The organism is Sphingomonas hankookensis (assembly GCF_028551275.1).
In the GTDB taxonomy this organism is placed as follows: Bacteria; Pseudomonadota; Alphaproteobacteria; order Sphingomonadales; family Sphingomonadaceae; genus Sphingomonas; species Sphingomonas hankookensis_A.
The window spans coordinates 2894819-2917769 of sequence record NZ_CP117025.1 but is presented as its reverse complement, the minus strand read 5'-3'; the positions used below and the strand labels follow the sequence as shown (position 1 = coordinate 2917769).

Genomic DNA, 22951 nt, shown 5'->3' with positions numbered 1-22951 from the left:
CGGATTACTCGCTTCGCCCGCCGCCGCAAGCGCGCAGGATTATGCGCGACATGTTTCATAGAGTTCGAGCGGCAGGCCGTCGGGATCGGCGAAGAAGGTGAAACGCTGTCCGGTATGCTCGTCGACGCGGACGGGTTCGCAGGCGATGCCGTGGCGTGCGAGGCGCGCGACCTCCGCCTCGATATCGGCGACGGTGAAGGCGAGGTGGCGAAGGCCCATCGCTTCCGGAAATGATGGGCGCGGCGGGGCGGCGGGGAAGGTGAACAGTTCGATCTGGACGGTGCCGAGAGTCAGGTCGCATTTCCACGAACGGCGCTCGGCACGCCACACTTCGCGGACGATCGTGAAGCCCAGCGCCTCGACGTAAAAGGCCTTCGACCGGTCATAGTCCGAGGCGATGATCGCGACATGGTGCAGGCCGGTAAGGCCGCTCATCCTTCGTCGCCATAGACGGCGACCGTGCGCGCGCCGCCCTGGGTCACGCGGCCGCGGAACATGCCGGGGGTGGTCAGGCTCCACGTCGCATCGCCGGCCGGGCCGACGACGATGACGCCGCCGGTGCCGCCCATCGCCTTCGTCTCGGCCAGCACCGTGTCGGCCGCTTGGCCGATCGATTCGCCGGCGAAGCGGATGCGCGCGGCGATCTCGTGGCCGACGCCGACGCGAATGAAGAACTCGCCGGAGCCGGTGGCGGACATGGCGCAGGCGCGGTCGTCGGCATAGGTGCCAGCGCCAATCAGCGGGGAATCGCCGATCCGGCCCCAGCGCTTGCCGGTCACACCGCCGGTCGAGGTCGCGGCGGCGACATGGCCCTCCGCATCCACCGCGACCGCGCCGACCGTGCCGTATTTCATGTCGACATCGAACCAGCCGTCGGGATTGGCCTTCATCGCGTCCAGTTGCGCGCGGCGTTCCGGCGTCATGAACCAGTCGGGATCGGCGGGTTCGACGCCCTGTTCGGCGGCGAAGGTGTCGGCGCCCTTGCCGGCCAGCAGGACGTGCGGGCTGTGGTCCTTCACCGCGCGGGCGAGGGTGACGGGGTGGCGGCTTCGGGTCACGCCGGCGACGGCGCCGGCCGACCGGTCGCGGCCGTCCATGATCGCCGCGTCCAGCTCGATCGTGCCGTCGAAGGTGAAGACCGCGCCGCGGCCGGAATTGAAGGTCGGATCATCCTCCAGCACGCGCACCGCGGCCTCGACGGCGTCGAGCGCGGTGCCGCCGGCGGCGAGCACCGCTTCGCCCGCGGCGAGTGCGGCGTTGAGACCGGCGCGTGCGGCGGCGTCGGTTGCGGCGCTCACCGTCTCGCGCGTCAGAATGCCGGCGCCACCATGGACCAGCAGCGTCCAGGGGCGGGGGGTGTCGTTCGGTGTCGTCATGTCCTGCATGGCGCGCGGCCTAGCAGATCGCGGGGCGCCTGCCACCCTTTGCGACCGGTGCCGGAACGCCCAGCAACATGCCCAACCCGGGCCAGGCGCGGGCGGCGCCATAGGCGGCGGCACAGGCCAACAGCGTGGCGGCGAGCAGCAGGGCCGCCTCCCGCCAGGGATCGAGCGCCAGCGGCAGGGTGAACCAGGTCACCAGTACGATCACTGGATGGTGGACGATATAGGCCGGGAATACTGCACGACTAAGGGGTCTGCGCCAGCGATGGTCGCTGTTGAACGCGCGGTCGGCGAGGTGAAACAGCGCGACGACCATCGCCCATGCCATGACCGATCGGGCGGCGCGGTTGGCCGCCATGGCGAGATGCGGCGGCACGACGTCGCCGGGATATTGCAGTTCGACCGACACGACGACCGCGCCCGCAACCAGTGCCAGCAGGATGGCGCCGGCGGCATGGCGGTGCAGCGCGCGCCACAATGCCGGCCGCCGCGCGACGAGATATCCGAGCGCGAACAGCGGCAAATATTGCGAGTGGCCCGCGATGTCGTGGAGCAGGCCCTGACCCTCCGGCACCACGAACAGCGCCGCCAGCCGGATCGTCGCCATCAGCGCGATCGGCGCCCACAGCAGCCGATTGCCGCGCGACAGCCACGCCGCCAGCCGATCCATCCGCCGCGCCGCGCCCGCCGTCGCGACGAACGCGGCGAGCAGCATCGAATAGGTCCAGAGATAGACCAGGAACCAAAGATGTTCCCAGCTGGGAAATTCGACGCCGTAGAAGGTGCCGACCCGCCAGCCGTCGAGCAGCCAGAAGCGGAGATAGCCGTGCGGATAGCCGCCCTCCAGCACCCGCACCCACATTTCGAGCGGCACGATGGCCAGCATGCCGAAGGCGAGCGGGACGAGCAGGCGGCGCGACCGTTCGGCGGCGAAGGCGTGCGGCGTCGCGGCGCGCGCGACCAGCGTCGCGCTGGCATAGCCCGATACCGCGAACAGCAGGCCCAGCCGCCACGGCGTCACCGCCGCCATCGGCGCGATCAGCGCGGTATAGGCGTGGCCGGTGGTCACGACCCAGTGCCACGGGCTGAACGCCATCGCGATATGATAGAGGATCAGCACGCCGAACGCACCGATGCGGAGCCAGTCCAGCCCGTAATGACGCGACGACAATGACTTGGGCCCGATTGGCACGATGGATTCCCGGCGCGACTTTCGCGTGAAGCAATGCGGGGCTATATCGGATCGCAAGTAACCCAATTGTTAGCGAGACTGTTCATGTCGATCCGCCCGTGGCGCGATATCCACCGCCGCCAGAGCCGCAAGATCATGGTCGGCAACGTGCCCGTGGGTGGCGACGCGCCGGTCACGGTGCAGACGATGACCAATACCGATACGTCGGACGCGGTGGCGACGATCGACCAGATCCGCCGCTGCGAAGAAGCGGGTGCCGACATCATCCGCGTGTCGTGCCCCGACGTCGAAAGCACCGCCGCCCTCAAGCTGATCACCCGCGCCGCGCGTGTGCCGATCGTCGCCGACATCCATTTCCATTACAAGCGCGCACTGGAAGCCGCCGATGCGGGGGCCGCGTGCCTGCGGATCAATCCGGGCAATATCGGGTCGAACGAGCGCGTTGCCGAAGTCGTCCGCGCGGCGAAGGCCAATGGCTGCGCGATCCGCATCGGCGTGAATGGCGGCAGCCTCGAAAAGCATCTGCTCGAAAAATATGGCGAGCCGTGCCCCGACGCGCTGGTCGAATCGGCGATGGACCACATCAAGCTGTTGCAGGACCACGACTTCCACGAGTTCAAGGTCGCGGTGAAGGCATCCGACCTGTTCCTGGCGGTCGCGGCGTATCAGCAGCTGGCCGAGATGGTCGACTGCCCGCTGCACCTGGGCATTACCGAGGCGGGCGGCTTCGTCGGCGGCACGGTCAAGTCGTCGATCGGCATCGGGTCGCTGCTGTGGTTCGGGATCGGCGACACGATCCGCGTCTCGCTGTCGGCCGAGCCGGAAGAGGAAGTACGCGTCGGGTTCGAAATCCTGAAGGCGCTGGGCATCCGCAATCGCGGGGTGCGCGTCGTGTCGTGCCCATCGTGCGCGCGACAGGGCTTCGACGTGATCCGCACCGTGCAGGCGCTGGAGGAACGGTTGCAGCATATCCGCACGCCGATGTCGCTGTCGGTGCTCGGCTGCGTCGTCAACGGCCCCGGCGAGGCGCGCGAGACCGATATCGGCATCACCGGCGGCGGCAACGGCAAGCACATGGTCTATCTGTCGGGGGTCACCGACCATCATGTGCAGGATGCCGACATGATCGACCATATCGTCAAGCTGGTCGAGGCGAAGGCGGCGGAGATCGACGCGGCGAGCGCGGCGGTGCCGCAGGCGGCGGAGTAACGCTGCTTGCCGTAATCCGTTTGGTTCGAGCAGCTTCGAGCCTGTCGAGAAGCGTCCGTCGAGACCCCCCCGTTTTGGCCGGGGCTTCTCGACAAGCTCGAAGTAAACGGGGTGGGGGTTCGGAAAGTTCTTACGACCCGCCGAGAACGTTCACGCTGAACGCCACCACGCCCAGGTTGAAGACGAACGCCATCAGGCAGTGCCCGGTCGCGGTCCGGCGCATCGTGCGCGAGGTGATCGACACGTCCGACGTCTGGAACGTCATGCCCAGCGTGAAGGCGAAATAGAGGAAATCCCAGTAATCCGGCTCGTCCGTGCCGGGTATGTCGATCCCGCCGCTGTCCTTGCCCGCGTCGTCGGCAGTGTAGAACAGATGGGCATAGTGCAGCGCGTAGATCGTGTTGGCGAAGGTCCAGGCGATCAGCAGCGTTGCGACGACCAGCACGACCACGCCGGTCGACGGGCTGCCGCGCTGCATCAGTTCGGCGGCGATCGCGGTCAGCAGCACGACCGCGATCGCGGCGGACAGGACGAGCAGCAGCGGTCGGTTGGCATCGTTGCGCACCGCGGCCTGTCGCATGCGGTCGGCCGAGGCGCCGAGCAGCGAGATGCACGACAGGAGGAACACGACCGCACCGATGTCGAACGCCAGCGGGCCGCCGATCCGCCAGCCGAGTGCCGGCACCGACCAGCATCCCGCGGCGAGCGTGACGGCGACGAACGCGACGAAACGGGCAGGGGCGAGGCGCTGGCCGAGGTGGAGGGGCATGGGGGTGGTGTATCGTGCCAACTGCGACGCGACAATTCCTCCCCGGCACGGGGAGGGGAACCGTCGCCGGAGGCGATGGTGGAGGGGGATCGCCGCGCAACGCTACGGTTCCGTTTGCCGACACCCCCCTCCACCATGCTGCGCATGGTCCCCCTCCCCGCGTGCGGGGAGGATCGGGTTGCATCCGGCTTCGGGCCGCGCGACAGGGACGCCATCATCCGCAGCCCGAAAGGTCCCCATGTCCGCCGCGTCGTCCAGCCTGCGCGCCTTCCTCGTCGCCGGGGCGGGGATCATGGTCTATACGATCATGGACGCAATGATGAAGCGGCTGTCGATCGATAGCGGCGCCTATAATGCGGTGCTGTGGCGGTCGCTGACCGGTGCGGCGCTTTGTGCCGTGGTGTTCGTCGCGGGCGGTCGGCGCTGGCCGGCATGGGCCGTGCTCAAGCTGCATATCGGACGCGGGGTCGCGGGCGGGGCGTCGGTCGTGCTGTTCTTCTGGGGCCTCGCACGCGTGCCGATGGCGCAGGGGGTGGCGCTCACCTTCCTCGCGCCGCTGATCGCACTGTATCTGGCGGCGTTCTTCCTCGGCGAGACGATCCGGCGCAGCGCGATCGTCGGGTCGCTGGTCGCCTCGCTCGGCGTGCTGGTGATCGCGGCGGGCGAGGTGCAGGCGGATGCGTCGACGCAGGCGGTGCTCGGCAGCCTCGCCTGCGTCGCGGCGTCGATCCTCTATGCCGTCAGCCTGATCCTGTTGCGGCGACAGGCGCAGGCGGCGGACCCCCTGGAGGTCGCGCTGTTTTCCAGCCTGGTCATGGGGCTGATGCTGCTGCCGGCGGCACCGTGGCTGGGCGCGATGCCGGCGCCGTCGCAATATGCGACGCTGCTGGGCGCGGTGGTGCTGGGCACCGCATCGATGATGGCGCTGGCCTGGGCCTATGCGCGGGCGGAGGCGCAGGTGCTGGCCCCGGTCGAATATAGCGCGTTCCTGTGGGCGGCGGTCAGCGGCTGGGTCGCGTTCGGCGAGACGGTGTCGCTCTATACGGTGGTCGGTGCGCTGCTGATCGTGGCAGGATGCATCGTTGCAGTCCGGCGGCGGGTGCCGGCGGTGCAGAGCGAGGCGGGGGCATGAGCGCGGACGAAGGATTGCTGGCGTGGATCGAGGAGTCGCTCGCGCCGCTCGGGCAGGTGACATGGCGGCGGATGATGGGCGGCGCGACGCTGTATCTGGACGGGACCGTGTTCGCGATCGTCGGCGACGATACGTTGTGGTTCAAGGCCGATGCGGAGAGCGATGCCGCCTGGGATGCGGCCGGTGCCGAGCGGTTTTCGATGGCGCGCAAGGACGGCAGCATCGCGACGATGAACTATCGCCGTGCGTCGGACGATGTGCTCGACGATGCCGATGCGCTGCGCGAATGGGCGGTGCTGGCGGTCGAGGCCGGGCGGCGCGCGCCGGTGAAGAAGCGCAAGCAGCGCGATCAGGCGTCACCCCGGACCTGATCCGGGGTCCCGCTTTCCCTTCCGTCGAGAATAAGCGGGACCCCGGGTCAAGCCCGGGGTGACGAAGAATGGGGGATCGTCAAGTGTATCCCCCAGAGGTCAAATCAGCGACCCGGAACTTCGTAGTCGTGCGGTTCCTCGCCCTGCGCCTTGGCTTCGTTGTAACGCTCGATCGCTTCGAGGGTGATGCGCTTGGCTTCCTCGGCGCCGCCCCACGTACCGATACGGACCCACTTCTTCTTTTCGAGGTCCTTATAGTGGGTGAAGAAATGTTCGATCTGTTCGAACACGATCTCCGGCAGATCGGCCTTTTCGCCGACATTGCTGTAATAGGGGAAGGTCGAGTCGACCGGCACGCAGACCAGCTTTTCGTCGCCGCCGGCTTCGTCCTCGAGGTTCAGCACCGCGATCGGGCGCGCGCGGACGACGCAGCCGGGGATGAAGGGCGAACGCGACACGACCAGCGCGTCGAGCGGATCGCCATCGGGCGACAGGGTGTGCGGCACGAAGCCGTAATTCGCCGGATAGCGCATCGGCGTGTGCAGGATGCGATCGACGAAGAGCGCGCCCGAAGCCTTGTCGAATTCATACTTGACCGGTTCGCCGCCGGTCGGAACTTCGATGATGACGTTCAGGCTGTTGGGCGGGTTGTCGCCGACCGGCACCATGTCGATGCGCATTGATAATACTCCCTCGTCTCACGCGTATGCGCGGTAGACGCGCCCTTTACCGGTTATTTACGAACGGAGAAGGGGCTTTTCCTTGGAATCGTTGCGGACGCGTCCATCCGGTCCCGATGTGGGACCGGATGGCGCGTGCGGCTTATCTGGCGGTCAGCAGGCGGTCGAGGCCGCTGTCGCCGTCGCCGACCTTTTCGAGGCGCGGATAGCGATGGCCGTCGAAATAGGGGATGGCGACCTCGCGCACGCTCTCGTCCATGCGGACGGTCAGGCGGATCGGGTCCTTGGTGCCCTTCGCCGCGCCAACCGCGTCGCGCAGCCGGTCGGGGGTATAGGCGGTGCCGTTCACCGCGACGATGGTCGTGCCGGTTTCGAACCCGGCCTTGAACGCCGGGCTGCCCCAGATCACCGAGCCGACCTTGCCGTCCTTGTTCACGGTCAGGCCGAGCGAATAGGGGACGGACACGCCGCCGGCGCTCTTTTCGCGCCCCTTCAGATACGGCGTTGGCGTGTCGGTATAGACGATCCGGTAGCCATTGGCGGCAAAGCCGTCGATCGGCGCGCGGTCGGTGCGGGCGTTCAGGCGCTTGTCGAGGAAGCCGGCCCAGTCATAGGGCTGGATGGCGTTCAGCGTCTTGACGATATCGGCCTGGGTATAGGGCAGCACTCCCCAGTCGCCGTCGCGCACGCCGAAGAAGGCGCGGGCGAAATCGTCCATCGACTTGGTGCCGCCCGACTGCTTGCGCAGGATCGAATCGACCTCCATCCACACCAGCAGGCCTTCGTTGTAATAATCCTCCGACCGCTGCCAGCTGACCCAGCCCTTGGGACGACGGGCGGTGATGACCGGATCGTTGGTGGTGTCGATCAGCGGACGCCACTGACGCCCCTCGCGCGCGTCCAGCGCCGCGGCGATGTCGGCATAGGCGTCGAGCGTATCCTGCTTCGACACCAGGCCCGAGCGTGCCTGCAGCACATAGCCCCAGAATTGCGTCTGCCCTTCATAGACCCACAGCATCGAGTTGCGCATCGGTGTGCGGAAATCGGGGGTGAACAGGTCCGCCCCGCGGCGGAACTTGCCGTCCCAGCTATGGGTGAATTCGTGCGGCAGCAGGTTGCGTTCGCCAGGGCCCGCATTCCAGTCGGTGAAATAGCCCGGATCGACGCCATTCTCCGAAGAGCGGTGATGTTCGAGGCCGATCGACCCCATCTTGTCGGTGATCGACAGCAGGAATTCGTACTTGTCGTAATGCTGCGCGCCGAACAGCTTCACCGCCTGTTCGACCAGCCGGGTATGTGCCGCGATCTGCTCGGGCGTAGCGGCCAGTTCCGACGGCTTGTCGGCGACGACGTTCAGCCCGACGCGGTCGGTCAGCGGGAAGCGCTTGAAATATTTGCCGGCGAACACCGGCGAATCGATCAGCGTTTCGTAGCTGGTGCGGTCGTAGCGATAGACGCCGTTCTGCACCTTCGACGGCAGGCCCGATGCGGCGGTCCAGCCGGCGGGGTAGCGCACCGTCGCCTCGATCGGGATACGGCGGGTGAAATAGCCCGCCGGATAGAGGCTGACCGATTCGAACTGGAGGTTCAGCATTTCCGGAGTCACGACGATGCGGCCCTGATCGCCCTGCTGCGCGGTCAGGAACTGGAACTGTACGTCGAGATTCTTCGCACCCGCCGGCACGTCGATATGGAAGGCGAACATGTCGAGCACGTCGCGGGTCCAAGGCAGCTCGCGCCCGTTGGCGCGTACGACCAGGCCGGCCAGCTTCTCGATCTCGCCGCGCGGGCCGTGCTTGCCGGGCAGCCATTTCGGCATCAGCAGCACCATGTGCCCGCTGCGCGCGACCGGAATGGTTTCCTTCACGCGGAAGATGCCCTGCACGGTGTCGGTCGCATCGACGTCGAGCTTGATGGTGCCGGGATAGTCCACTTCGCGCGCTACGGGCACGGTATCCACGATCGGCGTCGGCTGGGGCAGGGTGTTGCCGGGCGGGTTGATCTGCTGCGCGGCGGCGGGAAGGACGGTGGTGGTCAGCAACAGGGCGGCAAAGGCGATACGCAAGGGCAGGGACTTCCTTTTGAAAAGGATATGCTTCACCGGATGCTTACCATCGCGGGTGTAGCGGATAGCGCATGTATCAGCCCAACTCCTTGCCCTTGCAAGCCGAACCCGACCGGCGTCCGGCATCCGCGGTATCGTCGGGCGTGGGGTTGGCCGGGCTGGCCGGATTGTTCGCCTGGGTCGCGGTCGCGTGGCATTACGGGATGGACGGGCCCTATGCGGCGCTGACCAACGTCGCCGCCTGTGCGCTGCCGATGGTGCTCTGGTCGCTGCTGGTCGACAAGGTGCATCGCAACCCGTCGACAGGGATCGACTGGAACAACGTGCGGCCGTGGCGCGAAACGGTCGAGATCAGCCTGACCAAGCTGGCGGGCCTATGGATCACCTGGGCCGGAATCGCGGGGATCTATGCCACCGGGCGGTTCTATTGGGAGGGCGGGTTCGCCTTTTCGATGTGGGTGTTCGGGGCGGCGGCGGTGCCGCTGTTCGTGCTGTCGATCCCGTACATGCTGTGGATCGACCGGCGGCTGGTCGAGCCGAAGGACGGTTGCTGGGCGCTGGGCGCGTGGGCGATGCATCTTGACGAGCCGATCGACGCGCAAGCGATCTGGAACCATCTGCGCGGCTGGGCGGTGAAGGCGTTCTTCCTCGCCTTCATGCTCGCCATCGTGCCGCCGGGGTTCGGCGAGTTCATCCGCACGCAGCGCTCCGCCGTGCTGACCGGGCCGGTGCCTTTGGCCAATTGGCTCATCACCTTCATGTTCGTGATCGACGTGGCGTTCGCGACGGCGGGCTATATCCTTGCGATGCGGCCGCTCGATACGCATATCCGCAGCGCTACGCCCTATGCGGCGGGGTGGTCGGCGGCGCTGATCTGCTATCCGCCGTTCATCCTGATGGCCAATGGCGGACCGCTGGATTACCATCCGGGAACGGCGGACTGGACCTATTGGCTGGCCGATTATCCGGTGCTGTTGTGGATCGTGGGCGCGGTGCTGGTAGGGCTGACCGCGATCTATGCGTGGGCGACGATGGCGTTCGGGTTGCGGTTTTCGAACCTGACGCATCGCGGCATCCTGACGCATGGACCCTATGCGTTCAGCCGGCACCCGGCCTATCTGTCGAAGAACCTGTTCTGGTGGATTTCGACGATTCCGGTGCTGACCACCGCGGACAGCTGGACATCGGCGGCGCGGAGTACCGCGATCCTGGCCGTCGTCAGCGGGGTCTATTACTGGCGGGCGAAGACCGAGGAATGGCATCTGGGCGCTGACCCGGTGTACCGGGCGTATAGCGACTGGATGGTTCGGCGGGGGTTGGTGACACGGCTGTTCAGCTCCTCCCCGCCCCGCGGGGAGGGGGACCATGCGCAGCATGGTCGAGGGACTTAGCCACGGGCGGAGCGTTTGCGGCGTCGCCCATCCACCATCCGCTGCGCGGACGGTCCCCCCTCCCCGCGAAGCGGGGAGGATCTGCTTAGAAACTATATTCGCCGTACACCTTCGACAGGTCGCCACCCCATTCGCCGGCGAACTTGTCGAGCAGGACCTGCGCCGGGACCTTGCCCGAACGGACGACTTCGCGCAGCGGTTCGAGGAAGCCGCTTTCGTCGTCGCCCGAGGCGCTGAGGCGGCGGCGGGCGCTGAGGCCCCGGCTGGCGATGTCGAGAACGTCACCCGCGACATCGCGCAGGGTGCCGCCGCCGGGCAGCGGGGCGTCGAGGCCGAGCGCAGGGACCGTGTCGCGGAGGCGCTGGCGGTCCTCGATCGACCAGCCCTTCACCAGATCCCATGCGGCGTCGAGTGCGCCCTGGTCGTAGAGTAACCCGACCCACAGGGCGGGGAGGGCGCAGATGCGGCCCCACGGCCCCCCATCGGCACCACGCATTTCGAGGAAGGTCTTGAGGCGCACTTCGGGGAAAGCGGTGGAGAGATGGTCGGCCCAATCCTCCATCGTCGGCTTTTCGCCCGGCAGGACCGACAGCTCACCCTTCAGGAAGTCGCGGAACGACAGGCCGGCGGCGTCGATATAGCGGCCGTCGCGATAGACGAAGTACATCGGGACATCGAGGGCGTAGTCGGCATAGCGTTCGTAGCCGAAGCCGTCCTCGAATACGAAGGGCAGCATGCCGGTGCGCGCGGGATCGGTGTCGGACCAGATGTGCGAGCGATAGGAAAGCTGGCCGTTGGGCAGGCCGTCGGTGAAGGGCGAATTGGCGAACAGCGCGGTCGCGAGCGGCTGCAGCGCGAGGCCGACGCGGAATTTCTGCACCATGTCCGCCTCGCTCGCATAGTCGAGGTTCACCTGGATCGTGCAGGTGCGCAGCATCATGTCGAGACCCATGCTGCCGACGCGCGGCATGTGGTTGAGCATGATGCCGTAGCGGCCCTTGGGCATGATCGGCAGTTCGTCGCGGCGCTTGTCGGGCCACATGCCCAGCCCGAGGAAGCCGAGGCCGAGTTCGTCGCCGACCGCCTTGACCTGATCGAGATGGCGGCCGGTTTCGGCGCAGGTCTGGTGCAGGTTTTCGAGCGGCGCGCCCGACAGTTCGAACTGACCGGCGGGTTCGAGGCTGACCGATCCGTCCTTGCCGGTCAGCGCGATGACCTTGCCGCCCTCTTCGACCGGGCGCCAGCCGAAGCGTTCGAGGCCGGCGAGCAGGTCGCGGATGCCGCCGGGTTCGTCATAGGACGGGGCGGCATGGTCGCTGGTGCGATAGACGAACTTCTCATGTTCGGTGCCGATGCGCCAGCGTTCGGCGGGCTTCTCGCCCCCGGCGAAATAGGCGATCAGTTGCGAGCGGTCCTCGATGACCGCTGCGTTGCTGTCCGAAACGGTCTTCGTGCTCATGATCGCGCCCATACGCCGCACGGACGGGCCGCGCTAGGGGGCTGTCATTGATACAGGCAAAGCCCGGCTACCAGTCGCCGGCCGCAGCCATCCACAACGCGGTCGCCGCCGCCGCCGCGGTTTCGGCGCGCAGGATGCGCGGGCCGAGCGCCATGCCGATGGCCTGGGGATGGGCGCGGACCTGTTCGCGCTCCTCCGGGTCGAAGCCGCCTTCCGGGCCGATCAGGATCGCTGCCGGGCCGGGGCGGGCGCGCATCGCGTCGAAGGCGGGGACGCCGCCGGTCTCGTCGGCGAAGAACAGCGCGCGCTCGGCCGGCCAGTCGCGTAGCAGCGCGGGCAGCTTCACCGGTTCGAGCAAGGCGGGGAGCGCCGTGCGGCCGCATTGCTCGGCCGCTTCGATGGCATGGGCGCGCAGGCGGTCGAGGTTGAGGCGGTCGACCACCGTCCGCCGGGTGAGCACCGGCACGATCCGGTCGACGCCCAGCTCGCACGCCTTTTCGATCACCCAGTCGATGCGGCCCTTCTTGGTAGGCGCAATGCACAGCCACAGGTCGGGGACGATTTCGCGCGGGCGCATCTGGTGCTCGACGGCGAGGATCAGGTCGCGCTTGCGCACCTCCGTGGCGCGGGCAAGCCATTCGCCGGCCGTGTCGTCGAACAGGCGGACGACGTCGCCGTCCTTCAGGCGCATCACCGACAGCAGATAATGTGCCTGTGCCCCGTCGAGGCGGATGCGGGCGCTTTCTGCGAGGGGCTGTTCAACGAACAGGCGGGGCGACGAATCGGGCGGCCAGGCGGGGGTAGCGGGCATGGAGACGGGGGTTAGAGATGATCGGGTTCGGGTTCAAACGTCCGTATCCCCGCGCAGGCGGGGATCCAGAGCCACAGACGTCCCGCTCCGTTACCCTGGATCCCCGCCTGCGCGGGGATACGGGGGCGGTCAGGACGCGAGCTTCATCAGCACCAGCCCGCCGAGCAGCATCGCCGCCGCGACCAAGCGCAGCGGGGTGACCGCTTCGCCGAGGATCACGATGCCGACCACGAAGGCGCCCAGGGCGCCGATGCCGGTCCAGACCATATAGCTGGTGCCGAGCGGCAGCTGCTTCATCGCCAGCGACAACAGGCCGAAGCTGGCGAACATCGCGACGAAGGTCGCAAGCGTCGGCCAGGGTTTCGAGAAGCCGTCGGACAGCTTCATATAATAGGCCCAGACGATCTCCAGCAGGCCGGCGATGGTCAGCAGCACCCATGGCATCAGTCGGGCGTCCCGTCGCGCTCGACCCGCCAGGCGGCGTCGAGATAGCGCTCGGCCGCCGCACGCAGTTCTGGCGCCTTCTCGAACGCTTGCGCCGGCGGCGGGGCGAAGCCGAAGGCGTCCATCAGCGTCCACAAGGCGAACCGGCGCGAGGGATCGCGTTCGACGCCGAAATCGATGCTCATCCGCTCGCGGGCGGCGTCCTGTTCGGCAGCGATCAGCGTGTCGGGATCGGCGGTGCCGAAATAATGGTGAAGCAGCTGGTCGAGGTCCATGGCTCCTCCCGTAGCGGGCCCGGCGACATGACGAAAGTTTAACGCAACCCAGGCTTGGGTCGGGCCGTAGATACCGTCTCGATAGAAGGAGACGGGACATGCGGTTCGTTGCTCTGTTCGCCCTGCCGGTCGCGTTGATCGCAGGCCAGCCGGCCTTCGCCAAGGGGTGCATCCGTGGCGCGGTCGTGGGTGGCGTTGCCGGACACATGGTCGGCAAGGGGCATGGCAAGCTGGGCGCGGTCGCCGGCTGCATCGCGGCGCATCATCATTATGGCAGGCAGGCCAAGGCGGCGGCCAAGCGTTGACGTTCGCCCTGTGCAAGCCGGCCGGTCCGTGGCAGCAGGGGCGGCATGTCGTCCCCTGCTCCTGCCACCCAAGTCGCCGATACCGAACATCGCGGGCTGATCGCCGTCCTGCCCGCCGCGGCGCGACCCTTTGCCTTGCTGGCGCGGTTCGACCGGCCGATCGGATGGTGGCTGCTCTATTGGCCCGGCGCGTGGGCGATCGCGCTGTCGGGTCGCGCGGTCGAGCGATGGGACATGCTGCTATGGTTCCTGCTCGGCAGCATCGCGATGCGCGGGGCGGGGTGCGTCTATAACGATATCGTCGACCGCGATCTCGACCGGCAGGTGGCACGGACCGCCAATCGGCCGCTGGCGAGCGGGGCGGTGTCGCTGAAGGCGGCTTGGGTGTGGCTGGTGTTCCTCAGCCTGATCGGCTTCGTCGTCCTGCTGCAACTGAACTTCACCGCCGCGATCGTGGCGCTCGGCAGTCTGGTGCTGGTCGCCGCCTACCCCTTCATGAAGCGGATCACCTGGTGGCCGCAGGCGTGGCTGGGCATGGTGTTCAGCTGGGCCGCGCCGGTCGCGTGGGCGCAGATGGCGGTGGCGGACTGGACGCCGCTGCTGTTCCTCTATGCCGGGGCGATCGCGTGGGTCATCGGCTATGACACCATCTATGCCTGCCAGGATATCGAGGATGACGCGATGGTCGGGGTCCGGTCGTCGGCGCGGGCGATGGGCGCGCGGGTGCGGCCGGGCGTCGGGCTGCTCTATGTCGTCGCCATTGCCTGCTGGGCGGGGGCGGTGTGGCGGGTGTTCCCGACGCCGCTGGCGCTGGTTGCGCTGCTGCCCGCCGCGCTGCATCTGTTGTGGCAGGTCGCGACGCTCCGGCCCGACGACGGGGCGAACACGCTGCGCCGGTTCCGGTCGAACCGCGATGCCGGACTGCTGCTGTTCCTCGGCCTGTTGACCGTGGGGCAGGCGGCATGAGCGTTGCCGTGAGGGGAGCGGCTTCCCATCTGGCTCCCATGCTCGATCCCCAGACCGCCGCCGACCGCGCCCAATCCGCCATCGCCCGCGCCCGTGCCCATGGCGCCGATGCCGCCGACGCGATCCTCGTCGCCGATACCGCGCTGTCGGTGTCGGTCCGGCTGGGGCAGTTGGAGGATGTCGGCCGGTCGGAGGGTGCGGAGCTGGGGCTGCGCGTGTTCGTCGGGCAGCGGTCGGCCAGCGTTTCTACGTCGGACCTGTCCGAGACCGGCCTCGCGGCCCTTGCCGAGCGGGTGGTGGCGATGGCGCGTGCGGCGCCGGAGGATCGTTGGGCGGGCCTCGCGCCGGCCGAACGGCTGCTGCACGGCGCGCCGCCGCTGCTCGATCTGGACGATGGTGGCGAGGTGCCGCCGCAGGTGCTGCGCGAGGCGGCGCTGGCGGTGGAGGATGCGGCGCGTTCGGTCGCGGGGGTGAGCAATTCCGAGGGCGGATCGGCCGGCTATAACCGCGCGATCGTCGCGCTGGCGACCAGCCATGGCTTTGCGCAGGGCTATGCCGTCACCAGCCACGGCATTTCGGCGAGCGTGCTGGCGGGCGAGGGTGCCGCCATGCAGCGCGACCATGCCCATCATTCGGCGCGGCACCGCACGATGCTGGAGTCGCCGGAGACGGTCGGCCGTCGCGCCGGCGAGCGCGCCGTCGCGCGGCTGAACCCGGTGAAGATTGATGGCGGGGCGATGCCGGTCGTGTTCGACCCGCGCGTCGGCGGCAGCCTGATCGGCCATGTGCTGGGCGCTATTTCTGGCCCGTCGATCGCGCGCGGGACCAGCTTCCTGCGCGAACATCTCGGCCATGCGATCCTGCCCGAGGGGCTGTCGATCATCGACGATCCGCACCGTCCGCATGGACTGCGCGCACGGCCGTTCGATGGCGAGGGGCTGGCGGTATCGCCGATGGCGCTGGTCGAGCGGGGCGTGCTTCAGACCTGGCTGCTCGACAGCGCGTCGGCGCGGCAGCTGGGGCTGGAGCCGACCGGCCATGCCTCGCGGGGCTTGAGCGGTCCGCCGGGTGTGACGACGGGCAACGTCCATCTGGCCGGGGGCAGCGGCAGCGTCGCGGCGTTGATCGAGGATGTCGAGCGCGGCGTCCTGCTGACCGAATTGATCGGGCAGGGGGTGAACGGCGTCACCGGCGATTACAGCCGCGGGGCGTCGGGCTTCCTGATCGAAAAGGGTGAGATCACGCGGCCGGTGTCGGGCATCACCATCGCCGGCAATCTGCGCCCGATGCTGCTGTCGATGCGTGCGGCGGGTGATCTGGAGCATCGGCAGGGTGTCAATGTGCCGACGATCCGGGTCGATGGCATGACGGTGGCGGGTGGCTGAGGCGGCGCTGCTAGACGAGGTAACCGCGATTGCGGGGGAGGCGGCGGCGCTGGCGCTGGCCAGCTGGCTTGGTGATTTCCAGACATGGGAAAAGGCGCCGGGTAATCCGGTATGCGAGATCGACCTGACCGTCGACCGGCTGCTGCGCGAGCGGCTGTCCGCGCTGCTGCCCGAGGCGGGCTGGCTGTCGGAGGAGACGGCCGATGATGCGAGCCGGCTGGCGCGGCGGCAGGTGTGGATCGTCGATCCGATCGACGGCACCCGCGACTATATTCGCGGGCGCGACGGATGGGCGGTATCGGTCGCGCTGATCGAGGATTGCCAGCCGGTGCTGGGGGTGCTGGACGCGCCGGTCCGGCGGCAGCGCTGGACGGCGGCGGCGGGGCAGGGGGCGCGGATGAACGGCGAGCGGCTGGCGGTCAGCCCGCGCGTCGACTTCGCCGGCAGCCGGACCCCGGTCGACGCGCTGCCCAAGGCGGACCGCGACCTGTTGATGGTCGCCAAGCCCAATTCGATCGCGCTGCGCATGGCGATGGTGGCGAGCGGGGAGGCGGATTTCCTGGCGACGCTTCGCTGGGGAAACGAGTGGGACGTGGCGGCGAGCATCCTGATCGCGCGCGAGGCGGGGGCGACGGTGACCGATGCGATCGGGCGGAAGCTGCGCTTTAACCAGGCACGGCCACAGTTCTTCGGGGTGATGGCGGCGGCGCCGGGCATCCATGGTGCGGCGGTGGAGCGGTTGAGGGACCGGGCGATCGTGGCGTTGGGGAAAAGGTAGGCTCGGCCGTATCCCCGCGAAGGCGGGGATCCAGGATCAGGAACGCGACGGTAGCGCTTGCGGCTCTGGATCCCCGCCTTCGCGGGGATACGCCGACCGTGGGCGAGGAACGGATCAGCCGCCATTCATCGGCGTTGTGCCAGCATCATGGCGATGACCACGACCCTTCCCGACCGGAGCCGTATCGGCGCGATGGCCGTGACGGTCGGCCTGCACGTGCTGCTTGGCTGGGCGCTGATCGTCGGGCTGGGGGTGGACGTCACGCGGACGGCGCAGAGTGCGTTGGCGACGTTCGACATCCTGCCGCCGCCACCCGATCCGCCGCCCCCGCCACCGGTGCCGCAGGTCGTGCGGCAGGGGCGGCCGGAGGGACGTGCCGCGCCGCCCAATATCCGGTCCAAGGCGACCGAGATCGTCGCCACGCCGCCCGTCGTGCCGCTGCCGGTGCCGCCGCCGGTCGTCACCGCACCGGTCGCCGGGCCAGGGAATGACGCATCGTCAGGCGCGACCGATACGGTCGGGCCGGGGACCGGGGCCGGCGGGGTCGGCGATGGCTTGGGTAGCGGTGGCGAGGGCGATGGCGACGGGAGCGGCGGGGGCGATACGCCGCCCGAGCAGATCGGCGGGTCGTTGCAGGGCGCGCGGCTGCCGCGCGAGCTGGAGGAATATGGCTTCGAAGGCTCGGTCGAGGTGCGCTATATCGTCGAGGTCAACGGGCGGGCGAGCGAGTGCCAGATCATGCGCTCTAGCGGCAATCGCGCGATCGATGCCGCGACCTGCCGGCAGGTCGAGCGTGCCTTCCGGTTCCGACCCTCGCTCGACGGGCGGGGGCGGCCGGTGCCGTCGGTGATGGTGCAGCGCCATTATTGGGACGTGGAACGCGACCGCGAATAGCGCGGATTCGCGCCAAAGTTCACTAAGTTCACACTAGTGACGTGTTTGCGTTGTTGCGTAGCATTCGCATGTGGCGGAGGTGTTGGATCGACGGTGGGAAAGAGCCGCACGGAGGGTAGGGCGGTTCGGGCGGTGTAGGAAAATGGTTTCTGGGTATCTGGCGTCATTCCCGCGAAGGCGGGATCGATAGACGCTGCGGCCGTGGTTCCATCGCCGATGTCGGCGTGTATGGCTTCCCGCCTTCGCGGGAATGACGGGGCCGCGGCCGGGGTTGGTACTGGCCCGAGTAGGCGGCTGGAGCACTATGACCTGAGGTTGAAGCGTTCGTGCCTAGGGACCGCTTACCAAGTGCTTCGATACGGGCCTTCGACTTCGCTCAGTCCCTACTCAGCACAAACGGTGCCGTTTGAGGTCGGCCGGATTCAACCGCGTCGGACGACGGGGTCGATTTCGTCCGTTCTGACTGGATGCCGGTCCGCTTTTACCTGCGGTCGGACAAGAAGCGGGACCCCGGGTCAAGCCCGGGGTGACGATGGAGGTGGAGAGGACGTTCCGGCCTATTCCTCGCCCTGATACTTGATCTGCAGAAACCGCTCGCGCGTCGCGAGGCTGTCGAGGTCGCCTTGGGCCAGTTGTTGCGTCATCGCGGCGATTTCGCTGTCGATGATCTTCAACCCGTCGACCAGTTGCTGGTCCGGGGTGCGGCCGTTGCGTTCGACGCGGCGGAGCGGTTCGGGGACGCGCCGGTAGCCGCGGACCAGTTCGGGGAGTTGCTCGCCGACCAGCTTGCGGACTTCGGCCGCCGCCGGTTCGTCGTCGGGCAGGGTGGCGAGCTGCGCCGAGAGCGTGTCTAGCTTGACGCCGATCGCGTCGGCCAGTGTGATGGCGGGCGCGGGGAGGGCGGGGCGTTGGGTGGCGAGCCAGAGTTCGGTCTGGGCGGGGAGCGACTTGATCGGGGCCTGACCCAGTTGCTCGACGGCGACTTCGCGGGTGACCGGCATCAGCGCGAACAGCGCGGTCGCGGCGATCAGCAGCGCCATGACGATCATCGCGCCGCCCAGACCCAGCGGCACGAACCAGCCGATGACCAGGGCGGCGAGGATGATCGCGCCATCGGCCGCAGCGATGCGGCCGAGGCGGCGCAGGACCTCCGCCTCGCGCCTGCGCCGGGCGCGGGGGGCTACGGCGCCGTGGCGTTCGCGGGCGCGTTCGAGCGTCAAGCTGGCGCGTTCGAGGACCTCGTCGCTGCGCGACATCGCGTTACATCGCCTCCAGCTTGAAGGTTTCGCCGCCCTGCGCATTTTGCGACGCGCCCTCGGCCCGGGCGATATAGCCCTTCGACTTCTCGACCTCGTTGGACAGGGTGCCGATGGTGGTCTTCATCGAATCCAGCGCCTTCAGCTTGAAGGTGTCGATCGCGTCCATCGTGTCATAAACATTCTGGAAGGCACGCTGGAGCACTTCGACCGGAATGGTCGAGGCGGCGGCCTGTTCGTGGATCGTCGCGGTCTGCGACCGCAGCAGCTTGCCGGTGGAATCGATGATATTGGCGGTGGTGGTGTTGAGTGCGGTGATCTGTTCGAGCACCAGCTTCTGGTTGGTCAGCGCCTGCGCGACCGTCACCGCGGTGCGCAACGCGCCGACCGTCGTGGTGCTGGCGCGGTCGACGCCCTTCACCAGCTCGACATTGTTCTTCTTGACCAAGTCGAGTGCGAGATAGCCCTGTACCGTCACCGCCATCTGGGTCAGCAGGTCCTGCGACCGCTGGCGGACGTAGAAGAGCGCGGTTTCGCGGATCGCCTTGGCCTTGGCCGGGTCGGTGTGGTCCAGCTCGTTGGCCTTTTCCTCCAGCTTGCCGTCCATCTCCTGCGACAGATAGATCATCTGTTCGAGGCGGCCCATCGCGGTCCACAGGTTCGCGCGTTCGGTGTCGATGGCGGCATTGTCCATCAACAGCTCGTCCTTGCCGGACTGGAGCCGCTTGAGGATCGAGGCGATGTGGCTCTGCGCGGACTTGTACCCGTCGAAATAGTCGCGGACCTTGTTGCCGAACGGGATCATGCCGAACAGCTTTTTGGGTTCGAGCAGATTGCCCTGCCGGCCGGGATCGAGGTCCTCGATCGTGCGGCGCAGTTGCGCCAGATCGGCGCCGACGCCCGATTCCTGGTCCATCGCCTTTACGGGGCGGTCGAGGAAGCGGTTCGACTGGCCGGCGGCCTCGCGGATTTCGCGTGCGCCCAGGTTGCTGATCGCATCGACCCGCTTGCCGAATTCGGGCGAGTTCGCGTCCTGGGCGACCAGCTGATCGATGAAGTCGTCGACGCGGCGCTGGAGTTCGGTGCGCTTGGTATCGTCGACCGGGACCAGCCCGGCGGCCTTGGCCGGGGCGACGGTCGGCACCGGATCTGGCGGGGTCAGCACCAGTGCTGGCTCTTCGGTCGTCTGCGTTGCCATATTTCCTCCACGTCGTCCGCCGGTTGATGCCATGCGAACACGGTATCGTTCAACTGTCCTATTTATGTAATACACGTTGGGGGTGCAAGGTCGGCAGGCAGGAAGAAGGTTGGTTCACGCGAAGGCGCGGAGGCGCGGAGGGGTTTCGTACCGGGAAAACGCCCGCGACCGGGAGACGCCTTCGCTCGCTGAACCGATGGAGACGAGGCCGCTGGCGCGGGTGAGCTTGGAGCCAGGCGCACCCCTCCGCGCCTCCGCGCCTTCGCGTGAACCATCTTCTTCTTGTCCCATGCCGCAACGCAACAAGCAGGGGTCTTCCGGTTTGGCGCGAAATACGCTAAGCGCGCGGCCAATTGCACTCCCGCAGTATCCAGGAAATACCATGAGCCTTCGCAACGTGGCGATCATCGCCCACGTCGATCACGGCAAAACCACGCTCGTCGATCAGTTGTTCCGTCAGTCCGGCACGTTCCGCGACAATCAGCGCGTCGAGGAACGCGCGATGGACTCGAACGACCTCGAAAAGGAACGCGGGATCACCATTCTCGCCAAGCCGACCTCGGTCGAATGGGTGCCGCCGGCGGGTGGCGAACCGGTGCGGATCAACATCGTCGACACCCCCGGCCACGCCGATTTCGGTGGCGAGGTCGAGCGCATCCTGTCGATGGTCGACGGCGTCGTGCTGCTGGTCGATTCGTCGGAAGGCGCGATGCCGCAGACGAAGTTCGTGACCGGCAAGGCGCTGGCGCTGGGCCTGAAGCCGATCGTCGTGGTCAACAAGGTCGACCGCAGCGACGCGCGCATCCAGGAAGTGCTGGACGAGGTGTTCGACCTGTTCGTGTCGCTTGACGCGAATGACGAACAGCTGGATTTCCCGGTGCTCTATGCGTCGGGCCGCAACGGCTATGCCTCGACCGACATGGATGCGCGCGAAGGCACGCTGCAGCCGATGTTCGAGACGATCGTCAGCCATGTCCCGCCGCCCGCGCTCGACGTCGATGCGCCGTTCACCTTCCTGGTGACGCTGCTCGACCGCGACAACTTCCTCGGCCGCATCCTGACCGGCCGCGTCAATTCGGGCACGGTGAAGCTGAACCAGCCGATCCACGCGCTCGACAATTACGGCAACGTGATCGAAACCGGCCGCGCGTCGAAGATCATGGCGTTCCGCGGGCTGGAGCGCGTGCCGGTCGACGAGGCGAAGGCGGGCGACATCATTTCGCTGGCGGGTCTCACCGTCGCGACCGTCGCCAACACCATCGCCGATACGTCGGTCAGCGTGCCGCTGAAGGCGCAGCCGATCGATCCGCCGACGCTGTCGATGCGTTTCGCGGTGAACGATTCGCCGATGGCGGGGCGTGAGGGCACCAAGGTCACCAGCCGCATGATCCGCGACCGCCTGATGCGCGAAGCGGAATCGAACGTGGCGGTGAAGGTCACCGAAGCCGACGACCGCGACAGCTTCGAAGTCGCCGGCCGCGGCGAATTGCAGCTGGGCGTGCTGATCGAAACGATGCGCCGCGAAGGGTTCGAACTGGGCATTTCGCGTCCGCGCGTGCTGTTCGGCACCGACGAGCAGGGCAACAAGACCGAGCCGTACGAAACCGTCGTGATCGACGTGGACGAGGAGTTCTCGGGCACGGTCGTCGACAAGATGAACCAGCGCAAGGCCGAGATGACCGACATGCGCCCGTCGGGTGGCGGCAAGACGCGCATCACCTTCTCGGCACCGTCGCGCGGCCTGATCGGCTATCACGGCGAGTTCCTGTCGGACACGCGCGGCACCGGCATCATGAACCGGCTGTTCGAGAAGTACGGTCCGCACAAGGGCCAGATCGAAGGCCGTAAGAACGGCGTGCTGATCTCGAACGGTGCCGGCGAAGCGCAGGGCTATGCGCTGGGTCCGCTCGAGGAACGCGGCATCCTGTTCGTCGGGCATGGCGAAGCGCTGTACGAGGGCATGATCATCGGCGAGAACGCCAAGACGGACGACCTCGAGGTCAATCCGATGAAGGCGAAGCAGCTGACGAACTTCCGCGCATCGGGCGGCAAGGACGACGCGATCCGCCTGACCCCGCCGAAGAAGATGACGCTGGAACAGGCGATCGCCTATATCGACGATGACGAGATGGTCGAGGTGACGCCGAAGAACATCCGTCTGCGCAAGCGGCACCTGGACCCGCACGAGCGGAAGAAGGCGAGCCGGGCCAAGGCCGCAGCGTAAGCTCGGCCGAGCCTCAAGGCTCGCCCGGCCGGCCTTGCGGAAGGCAAGGACCGACGACGTGGCTTTGCCACGTCGGGCCACCGGAAACGAAAGCCGCCCCGGAAGCGATTCCGGGGCGGTTTGTCGTTCGGCGACGGGCGGTTGCGGCGCTCTCGAGAAGAAGCGGGACCCCGGGTCAAGCCCGGGGTGACGATCGGGGTGAGCTATCGCCTTAAGCGGCGGGCCTCGACACCCACCGCCCCTCAGGCGTCCGGCACCGGCTCCCGCAGCAACGGGATCAGTTCGCGATTGAGGTCGTCCAGATCCATCGCGCCGGCCTTGGCGTAGCGGACGATCCCGCGGCGATCGATGATGTAGTTGGTCGGGACGGCGGGCCGGGCATGGGTGATGCCCTTGATCGCCTTGGCCGGGGTGATCGCCAGCGCGGCGAACAGCGCCTTCATCTTGTAGATCGGCACCGACCCTTCGGTGGTGACCGCGAAGACTCGGGCGCCATGTTTCTTGACCTGACGGTAATAGCCGTCGAGCAGCGGCAGCTCGACGCGGCACGGCACGCACCAGGTCGCCCAGAAATTGACGAGGATGACCTCGCCGCGATGCTCGGCGATGGTGGTCTTCGTCCCGTCGGCCAGCGTCAGTTCGATCGGCGGCGCAGGCTGTCCGACCTTCAGTTCCTTGGCGGCGGCCGGCGTCGCGACGATCAGCGCGGCGGCGAGCGGTAGAGTCCAGTTCGGCATGTTCGTGTCCCCCCTGCCGCCATCATCG

23 protein-coding genes are annotated in these 22951 nt (G+C 67.6%); 10 read left to right on the top strand and 13 right to left on the bottom strand.

Annotated features, from left to right (window positions below):
• Nucleotides 1-39 precede the first annotated feature (39 nt).
• The 3 genes from gloA2 to PPZ50_RS13815 are packed head-to-tail and all read right to left on the bottom strand — an operon-like array spanning nt 40 to nt 2574.
• Nucleotides 40-435 carry an SMU1112c/YaeR family gloxylase I-like metalloprotein gene (gene gloA2, locus PPZ50_RS13825; RefSeq protein ID WP_066689450.1) on the bottom strand — a complete coding sequence of 132 codons (396 nt, stop codon included), beginning with the start codon at nt 433-435 and terminating at the stop codon, nt 40-42.
• Nucleotides 432-1376: an isoaspartyl peptidase/L-asparaginase family protein gene (locus tag PPZ50_RS13820; protein WP_066689509.1), complete on the bottom strand. Its 945-nt coding sequence runs from the start codon at nt 1374-1376 to the stop codon at nt 432-434. The genes gloA2 and PPZ50_RS13820 overlap by 4 nt, the downstream gene beginning before the upstream one ends.
• Nucleotides 1377-1395: 19 nt before the next feature.
• On the bottom strand, nt 1396-2574 hold the full coding sequence (locus PPZ50_RS13815; RefSeq protein WP_164523837.1) for an acyltransferase family protein: 1179 nt from the start codon (nt 2572-2574) through the stop codon (nt 1396-1398).
• Between the two features lie 84 nt (nt 2575-2658).
• Between PPZ50_RS13815 and ispG the strand changes: the two genes are divergently transcribed.
• Nucleotides 2659-3783: a flavodoxin-dependent (E)-4-hydroxy-3-methylbut-2-enyl-diphosphate synthase gene (ispG, locus tag PPZ50_RS13810; RefSeq protein WP_066689448.1), complete on the top strand. Its 1125-nt coding sequence runs from the start codon at nt 2659-2661 to the stop codon at nt 3781-3783.
• 130 nt (nt 3784-3913) lie between these two features.
• On the opposite strand, the gene PPZ50_RS13805 is transcribed toward ispG, so the two are convergent.
• The gene (locus PPZ50_RS13805) at nt 3914-4552 is read right to left on the bottom strand and encodes a DUF1345 domain-containing protein (protein WP_066689447.1); all 639 of its coding nucleotides are present in this window, start codon (nt 4550-4552) and stop codon (nt 3914-3916) included.
• A gap of 238 nt (nt 4553-4790) precedes the next feature.
• Here PPZ50_RS13805 and PPZ50_RS13800 point away from each other — a divergent pair, with 238 nt between their 5' ends.
• A complete protein-coding gene (locus PPZ50_RS13800; RefSeq protein ID WP_066689446.1) occupies nt 4791-5684 on the top strand; it encodes a DMT family transporter in 894 nt (297 codons plus the stop codon).
• Nucleotides 5681-6055 carry a TfoX/Sxy family protein gene (locus tag PPZ50_RS13795; RefSeq protein ID WP_066689445.1) on the top strand — a complete coding sequence of 125 codons (375 nt, stop codon included), beginning with the start codon at nt 5681-5683 and terminating at the stop codon, nt 6053-6055. Before PPZ50_RS13800 ends, PPZ50_RS13795 begins: the two co-directional genes overlap by 4 nt.
• A 104-nt stretch (nt 6056-6159) precedes the next feature.
• Here the strand turns inward: PPZ50_RS13795 and ppa are convergent, their stop codons facing one another.
• Both ppa and PPZ50_RS13785 read right to left on the bottom strand, forming a co-directional pair.
• On the bottom strand, nt 6160-6735 hold the full coding sequence (gene ppa / locus PPZ50_RS13790; RefSeq protein ID WP_066689444.1) for an inorganic diphosphatase: 576 nt from the start codon (nt 6733-6735) through the stop codon (nt 6160-6162).
• Between the two features lie 142 nt (nt 6736-6877).
• The gene (locus PPZ50_RS13785) at nt 6878-8800 is read right to left on the bottom strand and encodes a M61 family metallopeptidase (RefSeq protein WP_066689443.1); all 1923 of its coding nucleotides are present in this window, start codon (nt 8798-8800) and stop codon (nt 6878-6880) included.
• A 71-nt stretch (nt 8801-8871) separates the two neighbouring features.
• Between PPZ50_RS13785 and PPZ50_RS13780 the strand changes: the two genes are divergently transcribed.
• Nucleotides 8872-10191, top strand: a complete 1320-nt coding sequence (locus PPZ50_RS13780) for a methyltransferase family protein (RefSeq protein ID WP_272815327.1) — start codon at nt 8872-8874, stop codon at nt 10189-10191.
• Between the two features lie 85 nt (nt 10192-10276).
• Here the strand turns inward: PPZ50_RS13780 and PPZ50_RS13775 are convergent, their stop codons facing one another.
• From PPZ50_RS13775 to PPZ50_RS13760, 4 genes are all read right to left on the bottom strand, one after another.
• Nucleotides 10277-11650, bottom strand: a complete 1374-nt coding sequence (locus tag PPZ50_RS13775) for a glutamate--cysteine ligase (protein ID WP_066689508.1) — start codon at nt 11648-11650, stop codon at nt 10277-10279.
• 67 nt (nt 11651-11717) lie between these two features.
• Nucleotides 11718-12461, bottom strand: a complete 744-nt coding sequence (locus PPZ50_RS13770) for a 16S rRNA (uracil(1498)-N(3))-methyltransferase (RefSeq protein WP_066689441.1) — start codon at nt 12459-12461, stop codon at nt 11718-11720.
• A gap of 129 nt (nt 12462-12590) precedes the next feature.
• Complete coding sequence (locus PPZ50_RS13765; RefSeq protein ID WP_066689440.1) at nt 12591-12905, bottom strand: DMT family transporter; 315 nt, start codon at nt 12903-12905, stop codon at nt 12591-12593.
• Nucleotides 12905-13180: a hypothetical protein gene (locus PPZ50_RS13760; protein ID WP_066689439.1), complete on the bottom strand. Its 276-nt coding sequence runs from the start codon at nt 13178-13180 to the stop codon at nt 12905-12907. The genes PPZ50_RS13765 and PPZ50_RS13760 overlap by 1 nt, the downstream gene beginning before the upstream one ends.
• Nucleotides 13181-13278: 98 nt before the next feature.
• Between PPZ50_RS13760 and PPZ50_RS13755 the strand changes: the two genes are divergently transcribed.
• From PPZ50_RS13755 to PPZ50_RS13735, 5 genes are all read left to right on the top strand, one after another.
• Nucleotides 13279-13485 carry a hypothetical protein gene (locus PPZ50_RS13755; protein WP_066689438.1) on the top strand — a complete coding sequence of 69 codons (207 nt, stop codon included), beginning with the start codon at nt 13279-13281 and terminating at the stop codon, nt 13483-13485.
• Nucleotides 13486-13530: 45 nt separating this feature from the next.
• The gene (gene ubiA / locus PPZ50_RS13750) at nt 13531-14451 is read left to right on the top strand and encodes a 4-hydroxybenzoate octaprenyltransferase (RefSeq protein WP_066689437.1); all 921 of its coding nucleotides are present in this window, start codon (nt 13531-13533) and stop codon (nt 14449-14451) included.
• 38 nt (nt 14452-14489) lie between these two features.
• Nucleotides 14490-15836, top strand: coding sequence for a TldD/PmbA family protein (locus PPZ50_RS13745; RefSeq protein ID WP_066689436.1), 1347 nt, complete (start codon nt 14490-14492; stop codon nt 15834-15836).
• Entirely contained in the window at nt 15829-16614 is a 786-nt protein-coding gene (locus tag PPZ50_RS13740; protein ID WP_066689435.1) for an inositol monophosphatase family protein, read from the top strand. The genes PPZ50_RS13745 and PPZ50_RS13740 overlap by 8 nt, the downstream gene beginning before the upstream one ends.
• A gap of 153 nt (nt 16615-16767) precedes the next feature.
• Complete coding sequence (locus tag PPZ50_RS13735; RefSeq protein WP_084401428.1) at nt 16768-17508, top strand: energy transducer TonB; 741 nt, start codon at nt 16768-16770, stop codon at nt 17506-17508.
• 557 nt (nt 17509-18065) lie between these two features.
• On the opposite strand, the gene PPZ50_RS13730 is transcribed toward PPZ50_RS13735, so the two are convergent.
• Together PPZ50_RS13730 and PPZ50_RS13725 are read right to left on the bottom strand one after the other, a co-directional pair.
• On the bottom strand, nt 18066-18764 hold the full coding sequence (locus PPZ50_RS13730) for a hypothetical protein (protein ID WP_066689434.1): 699 nt from the start codon (nt 18762-18764) through the stop codon (nt 18066-18068).
• Nucleotides 18765-18768: 4 nt separating this feature from the next.
• A complete protein-coding gene (locus PPZ50_RS13725) occupies nt 18769-19962 on the bottom strand; it encodes a toxic anion resistance protein (RefSeq protein WP_066689433.1) in 1194 nt (397 codons plus the stop codon).
• 382 nt (nt 19963-20344) lie between these two features.
• On the opposite strand from PPZ50_RS13725, the gene typA reads away from it, so the two are divergent.
• The gene (gene typA, locus PPZ50_RS13720) at nt 20345-22186 is read left to right on the top strand and encodes a translational GTPase TypA (RefSeq protein WP_066689432.1); all 1842 of its coding nucleotides are present in this window, start codon (nt 20345-20347) and stop codon (nt 22184-22186) included.
• 242 nt (nt 22187-22428) lie between these two features.
• Here the strand turns inward: typA and PPZ50_RS13715 are convergent, their stop codons facing one another.
• On the bottom strand, nt 22429-22923 hold the full coding sequence (locus PPZ50_RS13715) for a TlpA family protein disulfide reductase (protein WP_066689431.1): 495 nt from the start codon (nt 22921-22923) through the stop codon (nt 22429-22431).
• Nucleotides 22924-22951: the final 28 nt, after the last annotated feature.